This window comes from Lacrimispora indolis DSM 755, from assembly GCF_000526995.1.
GTDB lineage: Bacteria > Bacillota > Clostridia > Lachnospirales > Lachnospiraceae > Lacrimispora > Lacrimispora indolis.
In genome coordinates, this window is sequence record NZ_AZUI01000001.1 from 6,083,058 (window position 1) to 6,100,955 (window position 17,898).

12 protein-coding genes are annotated in these 17,898 nt (G+C 47.6%); 1 reads left to right on the forward strand and 11 read right to left on the reverse strand.

The window, feature by feature from the left end; translation table 11 throughout:
- Window positions 1–42 precede the first annotated feature (42 nt).
- Genes K401_RS0129510 through K401_RS0129540 form a run of 7 tightly spaced genes read right to left on the reverse strand, consistent with a single transcriptional unit; the run spans window position 43 to window position 11,407 of the window.
- Window positions 43–2,058 (reverse strand): beta-galactosidase, encoded by a 2,016-nt coding sequence (locus K401_RS0129510; protein WP_024296326.1) that lies wholly within the window; start codon window positions 2,056–2,058, stop codon window positions 43–45.
- 12 nt (window positions 2,059–2,070) lie between these two features.
- Window positions 2,071–4,074 (reverse strand): glycoside hydrolase family 127 protein, encoded by a 2,004-nt coding sequence (locus K401_RS0129515; protein WP_024296327.1) that lies wholly within the window; start codon window positions 4,072–4,074, stop codon window positions 2,071–2,073.
- 11 nt (window positions 4,075–4,085) lie between these two features.
- Window positions 4,086–6,737 carry an alpha-L-rhamnosidase gene (locus tag K401_RS0129520; RefSeq protein WP_024296328.1) on the reverse strand — a complete coding sequence of 884 codons (2,652 nt, stop codon included), beginning with the start codon at window positions 6,735–6,737 and terminating at the stop codon, window positions 4,086–4,088.
- Window positions 6,738–6,774: 37 nt separating this feature from the next.
- The gene (locus K401_RS0129525) at window positions 6,775–8,250 is read right to left on the reverse strand and encodes an FGGY family carbohydrate kinase (protein WP_024296329.1); all 1,476 of its coding nucleotides are present in this window, start codon (window positions 8,248–8,250) and stop codon (window positions 6,775–6,777) included.
- 1 nt (window position 8,251) lies between these two features.
- Complete coding sequence (locus K401_RS0129530; RefSeq protein ID WP_024296330.1) at window positions 8,252–9,181, reverse strand: transketolase family protein; 930 nt, start codon at window positions 9,179–9,181, stop codon at window positions 8,252–8,254.
- Entirely contained in the window at window positions 9,178–10,005 is an 828-nt protein-coding gene (locus K401_RS0129535) for a transketolase (RefSeq protein WP_024296331.1), read from the reverse strand. The genes K401_RS0129530 and K401_RS0129535 overlap by 4 nt, the downstream gene beginning before the upstream one ends.
- A gap of 1 nt (window position 10,006) precedes the next feature.
- A complete protein-coding gene (locus K401_RS0129540; protein WP_024296332.1) occupies window positions 10,007–11,407 on the reverse strand; it encodes an L-fucose/L-arabinose isomerase family protein in 1,401 nt (466 codons plus the stop codon).
- 169 nt (window positions 11,408–11,576) lie between these two features.
- On the opposite strand from K401_RS0129540, the gene K401_RS0129545 reads away from it, so the two are divergent.
- Window positions 11,577–12,584 (forward strand): LacI family DNA-binding transcriptional regulator, encoded by a 1,008-nt coding sequence (locus K401_RS0129545; RefSeq protein WP_024296333.1) that lies wholly within the window; start codon window positions 11,577–11,579, stop codon window positions 12,582–12,584.
- A gap of 88 nt (window positions 12,585–12,672) precedes the next feature.
- Here the strand turns inward: K401_RS0129545 and K401_RS0129550 are convergent, their stop codons facing one another.
- From K401_RS0129550 to hypB, 4 genes are all read right to left on the reverse strand, one after another.
- The gene (locus tag K401_RS0129550) at window positions 12,673–13,725 is read right to left on the reverse strand and encodes a DUF5692 family protein (protein WP_029701086.1); all 1,053 of its coding nucleotides are present in this window, start codon (window positions 13,723–13,725) and stop codon (window positions 12,673–12,675) included.
- 129 nt (window positions 13,726–13,854) lie between these two features.
- Window positions 13,855–14,196 (reverse strand): hydrogenase maturation nickel metallochaperone HypA/HybF, encoded by a 342-nt coding sequence (locus tag K401_RS0129555; RefSeq protein WP_024296335.1) that lies wholly within the window; start codon window positions 14,194–14,196, stop codon window positions 13,855–13,857.
- 20 nt (window positions 14,197–14,216) lie between these two features.
- Window positions 14,217–16,907: an FAD-dependent oxidoreductase gene (locus K401_RS0129560; protein WP_024296336.1), complete on the reverse strand. Its 2,691-nt coding sequence runs from the start codon at window positions 16,905–16,907 to the stop codon at window positions 14,217–14,219.
- 71 nt (window positions 16,908–16,978) lie between these two features.
- Window positions 16,979–17,647 carry a hydrogenase nickel incorporation protein HypB gene (hypB, locus tag K401_RS0129565; protein WP_024296337.1) on the reverse strand — a complete coding sequence of 223 codons (669 nt, stop codon included), beginning with the start codon at window positions 17,645–17,647 and terminating at the stop codon, window positions 16,979–16,981.
- Between the last annotated feature and the right edge of the window lie 251 nt (window positions 17,648–17,898).

Sequence of the window (17,898 nt, forward strand, 5' to 3'; positions counted from 1 at the left end):
TAAATCCGGTGCTCCCTTATTTCTCTTTTCTAATGCCTATCCTTACACAATGACCTTAAAACCATTCTGCTCTAAGATTATCTCCTGTAAAAGCTTCTCTTTTGTCAGAAAATCCAATTTTCCTTCCGGAATGCAGACAGTTTTCTCCTGCCCGGAAAAATTAAACAGGAAATAGATTGATTTTCCCTGCCAGATCCGGCTTATCACCTGTACTCCTTCCGGAGCTTCCATCTCATCCTTCCGTCTGCAGACAGGGCCTAACAGTGACTTAAAAAGTGCCCTCCATGCCGGATCTTCCAGATCCGTTCCCACATAATAAGCCGTTCCGTCCCCATAGGAATGTTGGGAAATCACCATAGAGTCCTTCTTATAAGTTTCCTTGTAGGACCCCAGAAGTTTTGCCTCCCCTGCCAGCAGCTCGCTCCATGCTTTGTCCCTTGTTTCCACCTCATCTTCCTCAGATGCCAGGCGGATGCCCAGTCTGGTCCGGTTGCTGTCTAATACCGGCTCAACCTCCTGCACCGTTACTCCAAATACTTCGTCAAGATAGGCCGGAAGAGATATGGTATACCCCAGGTTATCCTCATTTTTAACACCCGTCAAAAAGGTGGCGATTAAAATTCCGCCCTGATTTACATAATCCCGGAGACGCTTTACTGTCTCCTTTTTCAGAACAAAAGCTGCCGGAAGCACCAATGCCTTATACTCCTGGAAATCACGTTCAAGGGAAATCACATCGGAATGAATCCCAATACGCTCTAAATTATAATACAGCTTTCCGGCAAAATCCATATAAGAAAATTCAGGATCATTGACCGGCTTTATTTTTAAGGCCCAATGGCTGTCGTAATCCAGCAGAATCCCTACTTCTGAGCAGAAAGATGCTTCTTTTAAAGGTTCCAGCTGCTCTAAGATGTTGGCTGTTTCCTTCATTTCATAATACCGCCTTCTTGGAATCCCGTCTAAATCCACGATTGCATAGTTTAACTGCTCTGCCCCCGCCGGAAAGCTGCGGAACTGATAGTGTAAAAGTAAACCGGCACCATTGGCAAATGCCTGGACCACCGCCTGCTTCAATGCACCGGGTCCGGGCTGCAGCCGTCCCGTCCCGCTCAGCCTGTGGCCTCCTCCGGACATAAATTCCATGACCCAGAACGGTTGGTCAGGCTTTACCCCTCTGCCAAATGCATAGGGGAAGGAATCTACCCAGGCGTTTCGCAGATTGGGATAATAATCAAAGGCATAGCAATCCAGCTGTTCAAAGCCTTTAAAATAGTCAATGCTGTTGGTCACAAGTCCCGTTCCATTGGTGGTCACCGGATACGAAGTAAAAGCCTTCAGGATATCAGCCTGAATGTTTTGAAACTCGATCTGGCTTTCACTGGAAAACCGTTCGAACTCCAGACGGACCGTGGGGTTTTCATAAAAGTCCCGAATCTGGATCTGCGCCCCCGGCTCAATGGCATTGACCGGTGGATTGATCTGTTCAAAGGACCGGTACTCCTGGGACCAGAAGATGGCACCGCTTCTCCTGTTAAAGGTTTCGATCCCGCCGTATTTCTGCTTCAGCCAATCCTGAAACTTCTTCCGGCAGTTTTCGCAGGTACATCTGCCCGTTCCTTCCTGAGCCAGTTCATTGTCAATCTGAAATCCTGCCACATAGGGATTCCTGCCATAATGCTTCCCTACAGCTTCTGCGATGCCGGCACAGGCCTTCCTGTACGCTTCATGATGATAACATCCATGTCTTCTGCCTCCGAAAGGACGGCGAATCCTCCTGTTATCCTGATATAACATGTCCGGCCAGGCTTCCACCATCCACGCCGGGGGGCATGCCGTAGGGGTTCCTACGATCGTACGGATGCCGGCCTGCCCCAGTTCCTCAATCACCGGGTCCAGCCAGGAAAAGTCATATTTTCCTTCCTCCGGTTCCATCCGGCACCAGGAAAACTCCCCCATTCGGACCGTATTGATTCCGGATTCCTTTATCAGCTTTAAATCCCATTTAAGCTCTTCTTTGCTTTTATGTTCCGGGTAATAGGATACTCCATATAACATTGATCTGCCTCCTCAACCTTGCTTTTCACTGCCAAATCTGTTTCTGACTACGGGCATCCAGATGCGCATCTCATCCAGACCCCGGTTATCCCAGGCAAAATAAGGAATCATACGCACCGGGACCGGTTCATAGCCTTCCTCAGAGTAATCCTGGTAAAGGGAATTTCTGTCATATTCCGGTCCATTAATTTTCTTTAAAAACGTGGCCCCAAGTCCGGTCACCTTCCGGCCTTCTATCTCAATCTCCTCCGGCTCCAACCGTACGTCTGACGGAACAAACAGATCGTCAATGGTTTCTGCCGGAGCGTCCATGCCTTCCAGACAGTATACCAGTGGCCCCCGCTCCACAGCTACCTGATTGCAGTTTTCTTCCACCAGAGCATGGGAGCAGGTCAGACGGGGCTTCATCCCTAAATCCAGGCTGATCACGGTATGTTCCGGATCCTCTATTTCCACAGTCAGAAAACTGCCCCTGTCCGCAGCCGAGAGCTTTCTTTCCCATATACACTTCTGCCCGTTTTCCGTTATCTGAACCCCGCTTTCTCCCCGTACCCAGGACGGGATCCTCAAATGCAGCTTCACCGGCTCATTCTTCTTCATGTCTTCAAAGCGAAAGGTTATTTTTCCGTCATATGGATAGTCCGTTTCCTGAACCAGAACACCTTCACAGCCATTCAGGAGCTTTATATCCGCCCGGCTGGCACCGTATAATACCGGATAAATGCCGGTATCATCTAAAGTGTAAGCGTATTCACTCAGCTGGGCAATCAGCCTGGCCAGGTTCGGCGGACAGCAGTAGCTTAAAATATATTCCGTCCGCTCCTGTCCCCAGATCAGCTCATAAGGAAGTTTTTTTGCCCGGCGCAGCATGTTCTCATAGAAGAATCTCTTCCCATCCAGGCTGACTGCCGCCAGGTTCCCATTTAAGACCATCCGTTCCAGAACCTCCGCATACTCCTCTTTTTTCTCCATGCAGAACATACGGTATGCCCAATATACGCCTCCCACAGAGGCACAGGTCTCATTGTAAGCCGTCACATTGGGAAGCTGGTATTCATATCCATAAGCCTGATGGACCAGCTGGTGGGTGAAAAAGTTTCCATATGGCGACGCACCGTTATACAAAGCGCCGCATCCTCCGGTTATATAGAGCTTCTGCGTCACAAGGCTGTGCCATACTTTATGAAGGACCTCCGTTAGTTCCGGATTTTCCTCTTCCAGGCATAAATCCGCCACTCCTGCATACAGGTAATTGGCTCTCACCGCATGGCCGATGATTTTTTCATGTTTTATAAGAGGAAGTCTGTCCTGGTTGTCATCCAGCCCTTCCTTTATGCAGTCCCGCAGCTCCACTGCATCTTTTAACAAATCCAGATATTCCTGTTTTCCCGTTGTCCGATACAATTCGGCCAGCCCCATGTAATGGGAAGGGCATACAGCGGTCTGTGCCTCCCTGCTCTTCCTGGCCTCTTCATACAGATGCTTTAAATATCCGGCGGCTTTCTCGGCAATGGTAAGAAAGCTGTCCCGGCCTGTCACCCGTTGATACAGGCAGGCAGCGGTGAACAGGTGGCCGAAATTATAGACTTCAAATTCGTTGATATCTCCAAGTCTTGCGGCCTTCCCCTTCTTCTCACTGATAATCTGTTTTGTGGAAATATATCCGTCAGGCATCTGTGCCCTGCCGATCAAACCAACATAATCCTCAAGCTCTTCCAAAAGCTGCCGGTCCTCTCCCAGAGCCGCCGTATAAACAGCAGATTCCATCCATTTATAAAAATCGCCGTCTCCAAAAACAGTGCCGTCAAAATCACCGTCTGATTCACCCGCTGCGATCTTAAAATTTTCCGTCACATGGCTGATTTCTTTGCTCTCAAACATTTTTTGCAGATGGGGAACCGTAGAATTCATGCAGGTATCAAGCCGTTCCTTGTATAGTCCGCCTGTCCATTTCACCGCGGGAAAGGGAAGACCGCAAACCCGGGCAAAGGGTGAACTTTTTAAATCTGTCAGCATCGTTCTCCTCCTCACTGTTTTTTATAAATTATTTCAAAGCTTCCGGAGCCTGCTTCAGCCGTCATACACCCCTCCTTAAGCTGAAAGGCAAGACCATCGGTTTCATACGGCACTGCCCCTTTTTCCAGACGTATTGTAACCGCTGCATTGGCCGGCACGGCAAAGGCAAGCCGCCGCTCTCCCGGCGTCTGCGTTTTTTCCCAGCTGATCCGGATCATTCCAAGTGCACTTTTATATGATCCTTTTGCATATGCTAAGGCGTCTCCTGTCTGGGGGCTGATGATGATACGCCGGTATCCGGAACAAACCTCATCCGTTTCAATTCCCAGAACAGAGCGGTACAGCCATTCTCCCACCGCTCCATAGGCATAGTGGTTAAAAGAGTTCATATCCGGACTCCACATGGTTCCATCCGGCTTTAAGCCGTCCCAATGCTCCCAAATAGTGGTCGCCCCCCTCTTGACCTGATACAGCCAGGAAGGAAAATCTTCCTTTAAAAGCAGCTCATAAGCCTTATCCGCATAACCATTTCCACTAAGTGCATGGAGGAAATAGGGGGTGCCCACAAAGCCGGTCACCAGATGTCCGCCCTCTTTCTCAAGGAGTGTAACCAGCTGCTCGGCCGTCTTCTGCCTGTATGCTTCCGGAACAAGGTTAAAATGCAAAGCCAGAATATGGGCGGTCTGGGTCATAGCCGTCATGCTTCCGTCACTCTCAAAAAATGTGCTCTGAAACTTCTTTACAATTTCTCCATACAATGCTTCATACTCTCTGGCATCCTCTTCCCGCTGCAGGATCAAAGCTATTTTCGCAAACAGTCCTGTTGAGTATGCATAATATGCGGTACAGGTCAGATCATTGGGGGTTGCTCCGAAATAGCTGCCCTCCTCTGCATCAAGCGCCACCCAGTCTCCAAACTGCAGTTTATAATTCCAGATATGATCCCTGGCATGTTTTCTCATAAACCCGATCCATTGCTTCATGCTGTCATACTGCTCTTCCAATATGACCTTATCCCCATACATCAGATATAAAGTCCATGGGTTGATCACGGCCGCATCAGCCCAGGCTGCCGCGGAATGGGTTCCCTTTGAAAGCAGCCAGTCGTCTTTTTCCCTGCCGCTTATGATATCCGGCACCACATGGGGAACTCCCCCTTCCGGCGTCTGGTCCGCGGCCACATCTTTCAGCCATTTTCTGAAAAACGTATAGGTATTCATCAGATAACAGGAAGTACGGCAAAAAATCTGTGCATCTCCCGTCCAGCCCATTCTCTCATCTCTCTGGGGGCAGTCCGTGGGAATATCCAGAAAATTCCCCTTCATGCTCCACTTACTGTTGCTGTGGAGCTGGTTTACCAAAGGATGGGAACAGGAAAATTCTCCGGTTTCTTCCATGTCCGAATGCAGGACGCAGGCTTCCACATCTTCTTCTTTCAGTTCCCCCGGCCAATCCAGGACATGAACATACCGAAAGCCCTGGAAGGTGAAATGGGGATGATAGATTTCTTCGCCTACTCCTCTGCAGATATAGCGGATTTCTTCTTTTGCCGACCTAAGATTGGCTGTATAAACATTTCCTGAAGAATCCAGCGTCTCAAAGCATTGAAATCTTACCTCTTCTCCTGTCCTTCCCCGCACCTTAAATTGTACCCAGCCCGTTAAGTTCTGCCCGAAATCAATGACCCGGTCTCCCTGCGGCGTCTGGAAGATACTCCTTGCCTTCAGAGTCTCTATGACCTTTACCTTCGAACCAGCCTGGGCGGTCAAAGCACTCTTTGGAAACTCAATCGTTTCTACCCCCTTCCAGTCATCTGCGCGGTAGCCAGGACAGTTCCAATTTTCAATTTCCATGCCGGCGTCATAAATCTCCCCGTCATAAATCTCAGAAAAAGTCACAGGGCCCTCATGGCCCAGCCAGCTTTCTTCCGTAAAAAACGTCTCCTCCCGGCCATCCCGGTAGCGGACCACCAGCTGCATCAGAAAAGACGCCTGGTCTCCGTAATTATTACGCAGATGAAGAAAGCCCATTTTCCCTTTATACCATCCGGCACCAACCAAAGCTCCAAGCGCATTGGCTCCCTGTTTCAGCAGATCCGTAACCTCATAGGTCTGATAGCACAAATGCTTCTGATAGGAAGTCCAGCCAGGGGTCATCTCGTCCTGGCCCACCTTATGTCCGTTTATATAGAAATGATACAGTCCAAGTGCTGTGGTGCATGCATAGGCTTCCAGCATTTCACCGCTGACTTCGATCTCCTTTCGCAGATAAGTGCTTCCCGAGAAGTCTTTATCCTCCGGTCCTTCCGCAGTAATGAACTGGGCCTTCCATTGGTCTTGTTTTATGACTGCAGTGACAAAAAACGCCGGTTCACTGAAACTGCTTTGTTCCTCTCCATCCTGCACCTGCACCCGGACAAAATATTTTTTACAGGAAGCAGGACAAAACCCGGCTGCCTCCACATGGATGGACTCCCGGCTCTTAACCCAGCCGCTTTCATAAACCATGGTTTTAAAGTTCTCATCCCCGGCAATCTCCAGCCTGTACGCTTCCTGCTTTACATTTTTTTTGTCACTGCAAAGAATCCAGCCAAACCATGGCCTGCCGTCCAGCCCCACCGGATTTTTCAAATATTCAATTGTTATTTCCGACACTTTCAGCATGCTTTCTCTCCCATTCCATTATCGTTGTCCGCTGTAATTAAGCCAGAAGCTTCCTGACCGTTTCTCTCCAGCCCTCATATTTCTCAGCTCTCACTCCTGGCTCCATACATGGATTATATTGCTTTGCTTTCATTTTTTCAAATATATCTTCCTGATAAATGCCAAGGGAAAGGCCTGCGGCGAAAGCGGCTCCCATTCCAGAGAGCTCTTTTATTTCGGAGACACGCACATTTGTTCCCAGGATATCGCTTTGAAACTGCATCAGGTACTGGTTTCCCGTGGGACCTCCGTCCACCCGCAGTTCTGTTATGATGCAGTTCATGTCCTCACACATAGCCTGAATTACGTCGGCAATTTGGTAGCCAATGCTTTCCAGTCCGGCCCTGACGATTTCCGCCCGGCCTGTGGTCCTTGTCATTCCGTTAATGGAAGCGGTGGCACGGCTGTCCCAATATGGCGCTCCAAGGCCGGTGAAGGCCGGGATTAAGTAGACCTTATCATTTTGGTCGGCTGCTGCTGCAATCTGCTCCGTCTCCTCCGGGGAGGAAATCATGTTCATCTTCTCTTTCAGCCAGGTAATTACCGCGCCCGTATAATTGATGTTACCTTCCAGAATGTAGTTCACCTTTCCGCCCATGCGCCAGGCTAAGGAAGTCACTACTCCATGGGTGCTGAACACCGGTTCTTTTCCCGTATTCATCATGATGGAAGATCCGGTTCCATAGGTTGCTTTTGTCATGCCTTTTTTTAAGCAGCCCTGGCCAAACAGCGCGCCGTGGGAATCTCCCATCACGCTGTGAATGGGAATAGGTGCGTCAAACAGTCCCTCAAAGTCCGTCATTCCAAAGCATGAGTCCGAATCCGAAACCTCAGCAAGCCACTGGCTTTTTAAACCAAATATCTTGCAGAGCTCCTGATCCCAGGCCAAATCCCTGATATTAAAAAGCTGCGTCCTGGAAGCGTTTGAATAGTCTGTTTTATAAGAAGTTCCGCCTGTCAGACGGTAAACCAGCCACGTATCCACAGTTCCGAAACACAGCTCCTCCTTCTCCGCCCGTTCCTTCAGACCAGCCACATGTTCCAGAAGCCATTTAAATTTTGAAGCAGGAAAATAAGGGGAAAGGATCAATCCTGTCTTATTCCGTATAATTTCCGAATCAACGGTCTCTTCTATTCTTTTGCAGATGTCCCTTGACCTGGCGCATTGCCATACGATTGCCAAGGCTTGCGGTTTCCTTGTTTTCTTATCCCACACAAGGGCAGTTTCCCGCTGATTGCTGATTCCCAGACCGGCAATCTCATTTTTAGGAACTCCGGAGGTTTTCATGAGCTTTCGTACCACTTTTAACGTGTTTTGGTAGATTTCCTCCGGATCATGGGAAACGTAACCCTCTTCGCTTACGATCTGCCTGTGGGGCACATCCTCCCTTTTTACCAGTTTCCCATGGTCATCAAATAAAAGTGCCTTTGTTCCCTGAGTGCTCTGGTCCACCGCCAGAATATATTTTGCCATGTTAAATCAGCTCCCTTGCCCGTTTTGCGATTCCTTCTGCCGTAAGTCCGTAATACTCGAACACTTCTTTTGAGGTTCCCGTGATGACAGGGGCATCGGGAAGAGACAAATTGATCACCTTTTTTGGGCAGTGGGCTGCGACGATCTGGCTGACCATGGAACCCAAACCTCCATATGGGGAATGCTCCTCCACGGTGATGATTGCTCCAGCACGTTCTGCCGCATGCAATACAGCCTCCTGGTCCAAAGGCTTTACACAGTACATATCAATAACGGATGCTGAAATTCCGCTTTTCTTTAACAGCTCTGCGGCCTCCAGCGCCGGCTTTACCATCTCCCCGCAGGCAATGACAGCAATATCCGTTCCAAGGGAAAGAACATTGGCCCGGTCCAGTTCAAAGGGGCAGTTCTCCTCCGTGTAAATGTCTGCCACCGCATTTCTTCCCACCCTTATGTAAGCAGGCTTCTGATCCTTTAACAATTCCTCGATCAGCCGTTTTGTCTGGAACCTGTCACTGGGCAGATAAACCCTCATATTGGGAACTGCGGCCATAGCTGCAATGTCCTGGGCGGAATGATGGCTCATTCCCAGAGCTCCATAACTGACCCCGCCGCTGATTCCGATTAAAGTCACGTTCGTGTCGGAATAAGCACAGTCTATCTTCGCCTGCTCATAACTTCTGGCAGACAAAAAGCAAGCCGGAGAAGCAGCAAATGCTTTTTTCCCGCATTTTGCCAATCCGGCCGAAATGCTGACCAGATTCTGCTCCGCAATTCCTGTTTCCACAAATTGCTCCGGGTATGCCTGTGCAAATGGGGCCAGGGATGCGCTTCCCCGTGAATCGCTGCACAAGACAATGATATCATGATCTTCCTTTGCCTGCGCTGACAATGTCTCACATATCGCCTGTCTGTTGGGTATTTGATTCATACTGCCGCCTCCCTTCTCATTTCCAAATCAGCCATTATAGCCTCATACTCTTCTCCAGTGGGCACCCTATGATGCCAGTCCGCCTTATTTTCCATTATCGGGGAACCACATCCTTTCACCGTGTTGGCAATCAGAACGCTGGGCCTTCCCTTTACTGTCTTTGCCTGTTCAAATGCGTCGTTCAGTTTCTCCACATCGTTTCCATCTGCCACGTCGATTACATGCCAGCCAAAGCTTTTAAAACGATTACCAAGGTCATCATGCCCCATGACCTCCTCTGTATTCCCGGAAATCTGGAGGCGGTTGCGGTCCACAACAGCGCAGAGATTATCCAGCTTAAACTGGCTGGCAGCCATGGCCCCTTCCCATACCGATCCTTCCGCCAGCTCTCCGTCGCCCATAACTGTATAGACCCGGTAGGACCTCCCGTCCATCTTTCCTGCCAGAGCCATTCCTACACAGACAGGCAGTCCGTGGCCCAGAGAGCCGGAATTCATCTCAATGCCAGGAAGCTTGTTGTTAGGATGCCCAATAAACCTGGAGCCGAATTTTGAGAAACTCTTTATGACTTCTTCTATGGGGAAAAAACCTTTTGCTGCAAGAACCGCATACAGAGCTTCCACGGAATGTCCCTTGCTAAGCACAAACCGGTCCCGGTTCTCATCTTCCATCAGCTCCGGACTTATGTTCATCTGGCGGAAATACAGCACGGCCAATATATCCATGACGCTCATATCTCCGCCGATGTGGCCCCCTTTCCCTTCCATAATCATATCTATCACAGATTTTCTCAGTTCATAGGTCTTTGCCTTTAGTCCGTCCATATCATTCTCCTCTTAAATAGGCCCTGATCTCTTCCTCGTTGTCATCATATAAATCCGGCTTCACGCCGATGTACTTGCATGCTTCGTATAATACCGGAACAATGTCCTTGTGGATACCCACACAGTGATGAATATAAGGCCCTTCCACCAGCTTTGCTTCCAGTTTCTTTAAGTTTGCTACCTCCACCCATACGTAAGTGCCTTTCGTGTATGGACCATCAATTCCCTTCGCCTTTCCAAGTAAAAGAGAGTATTCCCCGTTATCCCCGTCGAACCGGCACAAGGTCATCTCACCATGCTTTGCCTCCGCCTCCACAGCTCCCGGATGGTCAAAGGCCAGGGGGTAGCCCAGGGTCGGCCTTTCTTTCGCAACGGAAATGGGCCATGGGCCGCAGTGCTGAAGCAATTCTCCATTTTCGTTGTCCGGATGTCTTACGGTCCAGTCCGCAAAAAAACTTCTGCATTCATCCATGCCCGCCGCCTCTGCCATAACTGCGGTAACAGCCCCGTGAATGTCTGTCTCACAGACCACCGGGATTCCTTCTTCATTTAACAGGGAATTGGCTCCGCATGGCATAATGCCGATTTCTCCCTGAAGAGCATTCCAGCACTGAATGGCAATCGCGTTGCAGCCGTACTTAACTGCCAGATTTTTCATGGCAGCCTTTAATGCCGCGACATTTAACAGTGCCTCTTCACTGATTTTAATATTCATGGACTCTTTGCAGTCCTTTACGATCTTTTCAACCTCTGTCCTCTCCTCTTTCATCTGTTGTATCTCGGAGGTTAATTCAGGCATAGGAATTGGGGACAATTGTATGTTGAACCGTTCCAGCAACTCGCCTTCGTTGCACATGGTGGTCCAGAAATCAAAAGGCCTGGGGGCTATCTGCAGGATTCTTGTGTTTTTAAATACTTTTACTACATTGCAGACCGCCAGAAAATCACGGATTCCCCGCTCAAATTCCGGGTCCGTCAGCCGGCAGTTGGTCAGATAGGTAAAGGGAACCTTAAATCTTCTCAGCACCTTTCCTGTGGCAAAGAGGCCGCATTGACTGTCCCGCAGGCGAATTCCATTTTCGTCCGGCCTCTCGTCTCTTGGCCCCCAAATCAGGACCGGAACTCCAAGCTCCTTTGCCAGTCTCGCGCAAACGTATTCCGTTCCGAAGTTGCAATGAGGGAGAAACAGTCCATCGATTCCTTCATCCCTGAACTTTTCAGCTATGATTTTTACATGGCTGTCATCGTAGAGAAGCCCTTCTTCGTTCATATCCTTAATATCCACGAAAGAAACTCCCAGTTCCTCAAGTCTATCCGCCGTCAAATTCCTGTACTTTATAGCATCCGGAGCGCTGAAAATGCTCCTTCTTGTGGGGGCGAACCCCAGTTTTATAGTCGCCATAACATCCATCCTTTCTGCTGAACGATCTTTTCATATATATAAATTATACAGATTACATAACTTAATTTCATTATGATATTCAGTATTTATTAATGAATTTTTAACTTAATTCTTGCCTTTTTCCACTTAATAGACCATAATGATATCAGAACGATCAGGAGGTACATCTATGGGAATTACTGCAAAAGAGCTGGCTAAAATATTAAACCTTTCAGCTGCCGCCGTATCCATGGCTTTAAATAACAAGCCAGGCGTCAGCACGGAAACAAGAAGGAGGGTCATCGAAACAGCCCAGAAGTTTGATTATGATTTGACCCGTCACACATTTCGCCCAAGGGACGTGAGCAGCATTTACTTAATTATTTATAAAAAACACGGAGCTATCGTTGGAAGCAATCCTTTTTTTCAAGAGCTTTCCGAAGGAATCGCGGCCGGTTGCCAGAAAAATAATTACAAGATGGAAATCCGTTATTTATACGGTGAGGAAGGTAATATTGAAAATCGATTAAAAGATATGCTCTACTCCGGCTGTACCGGAATCATCCTTTTGGGAACCGAAATGACACCTGAAGATTTTCTTCCTTTTCGGTCCCTCACGATTCCGATCGTCTTACTGGACAGCTATTTTGAAACGGTTCCCTGCGACAGCATCATTATCAACAACATCCAGGGGGCTTTCCTTGCCGCTTCTTACTTGATAAAAACAACCGGAAAACAGCCTGGCTATCTCCATTCCTCCTATCCGATCGGAAATTTTGCAGAACGGCATTCCGGCTTCTTTAAGGCAATTCACACCTATGGAATGGCCGCCTCCAACAGCATTGTCCACTCAGTCACTCCTTCCATAGAAGGCGCTTATGCGGATATGCTGGAAATCCTTAAAAGGAAGGAACCTCTGGCTCCCTGCTACTTTGCGGACAATGATTTAATCGCCATGGGAGCCCTTAAGGCATTTAAGCAGTGTGGCTACCGGATACCGGAGGATATCTCCATCGTGGGCTTTGACAACATCCCTGCGGGAATCATTGTGGATCCTGCCCTCACTACCATTCATGTGCCTAAGCATTATATGGGAACAATGGCTGCCAACAGACTCATTAGCCGCATGGAAGAACCGGATGCCACCTCCGTGAAACTTGAAATTGCCACGACTTTAATCCGGAGGAATTCTGCCTGAAGCAGAGGAAAAGGTTGTAGAATAAAAAACAGCAGGCAACGATCAAATCTCTGATTATTCAGTGACTTTTCGTTTCCTGCCGTTTCATTTACTCTGCCAAAGCCTTAATTTCCTGATACTTCTTATGATCCGTATATAATTCTCCGGTATATGGATTTCTCTTTGTCTTATACATTCTGTGAATCATATATACAAATACTCCGATATTTGCAAGAAGAGCCAGCAAACTTATAACAAATAAAAAAGTGGTATCCGGTGATACACCTGCCACCGGTTGGATTCCTATTCCGGTCAATACCGTATACCCGTCAGGGGAAAGCATTCCTTCCCGTATCGCTGCTTCTGCAATAGCCTTACTGGACCGGGAATGCACCAGAAAACTGCTGGCATCCTGAAATACCGGAAACGTCTGGGCAAACATGCACCACAGTGCCAGCGTCTGGGCACGGTGCTGCAGCCATGCCCCCTTCCCCACTGTAAATGCACAAATTGTGGGGGCCAGCAAAAGGGCTAATCCGCAATACCATGCATGAGTCGGAAGGCAGTTATAGGTATAAGCAAAATTCCACAAATCATAGGCAATAATCCAGAACCACATCATATCAGGCCAAAGCATATCCTGGCTCTTATCTTTACTGGTCTTCTTTCGAATACAGATTCCAAACCAGCCTGTAATGGTCACAATATTCAAAAGACCTGCGATCCCGTTCATGACATTCCATGAACCGCCGATATAGTACTGAACCTGATTGTTCATATACTCCATAACCGGTGATACATACTGGCTTACTTCAAAATCGCGGAAACAGGCTTCCAGGATATTGACCGCCAGAATTAACGGCGGGAAACACAGCGCAATTTTATTATGCTGCAGCTTTTTGATATGACGGATACACCAAAAGCCAATACACCCTGCCGTAGAAGAGTAAACCTTTGCCAGATGAAACCAGTCCATATAAGAAGTATCCTTCAGCGTTGTCACCCATAAAACGGTTAAAACAACCGGAAGCACAACAAAGCAGCCAAATCCCACCCATTTAAAACGGCGGCTCAATTCATTTGCGGCAAACAACGATAGAAACACCCCAAGCCATACCAGTAAAACCAATATTGTCGGAACACCTTCTGAAAACACAAACATACCCATTCCTCCTTGTTTTACACGCTTCTATTTCTTTCATATTTAATTCATGAGAGCATTCTGGCATTCACCTGTGACGAATTGCGATCCCTTCTTTCACAGCCTTCGCCACTTCATCGTCAGAATCCTTTAGTTACACACGATCTCCTTAATGATCATGTCATCGCCCTCCAGGATTTCCATATCCATACTGCCGCAGCCAGGGCAAATTAAATCACTGTAAACGGCATTAAATACCCTGCCGCAGCCTTTGCATTTCACAATACCGGGAATGACGATAAGCTCCAGCTCTGTTTTTTCCATAAAAGTTTTATAGGAGGCAGCAGGCCAGCTTTGCTCCAAGTATCTGGGCACGATACCGGAAAGCTCACCAACTTCGATGACAAGCTTGTGGACCTCTGTAATATTCTGCTCCTTTACAATACGCTCAATGGTGTGAACCATTGAGTTTAATACACCAAGCTCATGCATGACTGACTCTCCCTTTCCCGTTAGCTTCTTCTGCCAACGCTTTCTTTGAGGGTGGCTGCAGCAATCTTTCCGGTACGTATAATTGCGTTGGCAGCAATCTTGACAGGAAGTTTTTCATAGGTATTGGGAACCGTGTTATAGGTGCGCTCCAGATGAATTGCATCAAATTTACATTTGGTCGTACACATGCCACAGCCAATACACATATAAGCGTCGATTTCTACCGCACCGCAGCCAAGACAGCGTTCCGTCTCTTTCTTTAACTGTTCCTCGGTGAAGGTCAACCGTTCATCATAGAAGCTGCCTTTTTTCTCAGGAGAATGGCCTGGTCTCTGGCGGGGAGTTGTATCAAAATCCTGTAAGCCGATGGCAACGTTATTTTTATCAAACGCATGGTATTCCCGGCGGTCACGGCCATATACAAGAGACTGTCCCGGCTGTACATAACGGTGAATGGAGATTGCACCTTCTTTTCCGGCTGCAATGGCATGGATCGCAAATTGGGGTCCTGTAAAACAGTCACCGCCGGCAAAAATATCCGGTTCCGAAGTCTGTAAGGTCAGACTGTCCGCTTTGGCAGTACCGCCGCGTCCAAGTTCAACCTTGCTTTCTGAGAGAAGTCCGCCCCACTGGATGGTCTGGCCAATGGAAAGCAGTACAGTATCAGCTTCCACAGTAATGGTATCATTTTCATCGTACTTTGGAGCGAAACGCTGGTCTTCATCGAATACACTGATGCAGCGCTTAAATTCTACACCGGTTACCTTTCCATCTTCTGTCAGGATGCGCTTAGGGCCCCAGCCATTATGAAAGGAAACGTTATCTTCCTCAGCCTCTGCGATCTCCTCCGGTAATGCCGGCATTTCACCGGAACTTTCCAGACAGTAAAGATTAACAGCAGCAGCCCCCTGTCTTACCCCTGTACGGGCTACATCAATTGCTACATTTCCGCCGCCGATCACAACTACATTTCCGGAAAACTCTGCCTTTCTTCCAAGATTTACATTGCGAAGGAAATCAACGCCGGAGATAACCCCTTCAGCGTCCTCCCCTTCGATACCAAGACTTCTGCCGCCCTGTGCGCCGATTGCCAGATAAAAGGCTTCATAACCTTCTTTCCGAAGCTCATTAAGAGTAATATCTTTTCCGACTTCAATTCCGGTTTTAAAGGTAACACCCATTTCACGCAGAACATCTATTTCGGCATTAAGAACCTCCTTTTCCAGGCGGAAGGAGGGAATACCAAGGGTAAGCATACCGCCAAGTTTTTCTTCCTTTTCAAATACCGTTACCTGATAACCATCAATTGCCAGGTAATATGCACAGGAAAGACCGGAGGGACCGGAGCCTACCACTGCAATTTTATTTCCAAGATGGTAACGCATTGGCGGGATATAGCGGATCGAACCATCCAGCTCTTTATCTGCAATAAATTTTTTGATTTCATCGATGGAAACCGGTTCATCAATATCTCCGCGGGTACATTCGCTTTCACAGCCATGAGGACAGATCCGTCCGCAGACAGCAGGGAAAGGATTTTCTTTCTTTATCAGTTCTAATGCTTCATGGTAACGGCCGGAAGCAGCAAGCTTTATGTAACCCTGTACGGAAATATGAGCAGGACAGGCAGTTTTACAGGGAGAAGTTCCTTCTTCCGCAACATCTTTACGGTTCTCGCGGTAATCCACATTCCAGTTGCTTTCTCTCCAGATATGATCACGTGCGGTAGGTTCTGCCTTTATGGCAGCGGGTGTTTTAGAACAGAGTTTTTGGCCAAGTTTTAAAGCATTAACCGGACAGTTTTCCACACACTGTCCGCAGGCTACGCAGTTTTCCTTTTTTACCGTGGCAGCGAAGTTGGATCGTATGGAATCCGGAGTATTAAAAAGTGTTGCAAGACGCAGGGAGAAGCAGGAGCAGCCACAGCAGTTGCAGATTGCCGCTGATTCACCAAGTCCGTCGGTATGGGGCATTTCATGCATGAGGCCGTTATTTTCTGCAAATTTAATAATTTCCTTTGCTTCTTCCCGTGAAATCTGGCGGCCTCTGCCTGTTCTTATATAATATTCGGCACCTTCGCCCATCTGGATGCAAATTTCTTTTTCCAGATGGCCGCAGCCCTCATCCAGTACACGGCGTGACTGGCGGCAGGAGCAGTCAGATACTGAGAACGTATCATATTTATCCAGATAATAAGAGAGACGTTCCCAGGGTTTTGTACCAGGGATATCCTTGATGGCCTCTTCCACAGGAATGACACGCATCATTGCCATGCCTTGCGGGAATTTTGCTGCCATAGGCGCAAGACGCAGTCTGGTATATTCTTCAAAGGCTTTGCCGATTTCAGGATGTTCGTTAAGCTGTTCCCGGTTATTTACCATCATTTCCAACATACCGGGGGCAAATATATTCACAAAGAACCGTTCTTTATGATCCTCCTTATCCTTCCATACTTTGGCGACACCTGTGTACGTTAACTGCTTTAGGAGCGCCTTTGTCTCTTCTTTACTCTTTCCGGAGCGCTTAGCGACATACTCGAAGGTACGGGGTTTACGCAGCCCTATAATCATAGCAATATCAGCCATGTCATCTGTTACAACACAGTTTAGAGCGTAGTATTCGGGAGAATTTTCATCGATTTTGTTCATGGCTCCGGCAATACCGCCTACCATTTTCGCCAGCTTTACTATTTTAGGTCTTAATTCACTCATAATTTCCTTTCCCGCGCTTGTTTTACGCAATTGAAGTTTATGAATACCTTTTTATGACAGTTATACGTTTGTTATTCACACCAGGATTTTACTGCATTGCTTAACCAGCCGGTCCATTCCTCTATCCCTTCATTTTTTAAAGCGCTGATGGGAATGATGATGGCGTTGGGGTTACGAAGTCTGATATTCACTTTGCATTTTTCCAGGTCAAAATTAAAATACGGCATTACATCCATCTTATTGATCAGTACTACATCGCAAACAGAAAACATCAGCGGATATTTAAGTGGTTTGTCGTCTCCTTCCGGTACGGATAGGATCATAGCATTTTTTACTGCGCCGGTATCAAATTCTGCAGGACAGACTAAGTTGCCCACATTTTCTAATATTACAAGGTCCAGACCGTCTGTACCAAGCCCCTCTAATCCCTGGCGGGTCATTTCCGCGTCCAGATGGCACATACCACCGGTATGCAGCTGGATCGCCTTTGCACCGGTTTGCCGTATGGTACGGGCATCCACGTCAGAATCAATATCCGCTTCCATAACACCAATATTAAGGTCGTTCTTTAGGGCATGAACCGTACGGGTCAGAGTAGTGGTCTTACCTGCACCGGGACTGGACATCAGATTAAGAAGAAAGACCTTCTTCTCCTTTAATTCTTCACGAAGCTTTCCGGCTTGTATGTTGTTGTCAGCAAAGACACTTGTTTTTATCTCAAGAACTTTAAAATCTTCCATGTGTTGCGCTCCTTTCTTTTCCTTTTCTGTCATCTGTTGCTTTAGAATCACTTTTTGGCATTTTCCTTTTCTTCAAAGGTCTTTCAGCCTTCAAGAGGAAGGAATATTTTTCATAAGTGCTCTGGTTCAGCCAGGCGAATAGCCTAGTTTATTTTTTAACAATATCATTATAAATTATTCTATGAAAACTAGCAATAATGTAAAAATTAATCGTCATTTTTACATATTTATTTGTTGAATTTTTGTAAGAA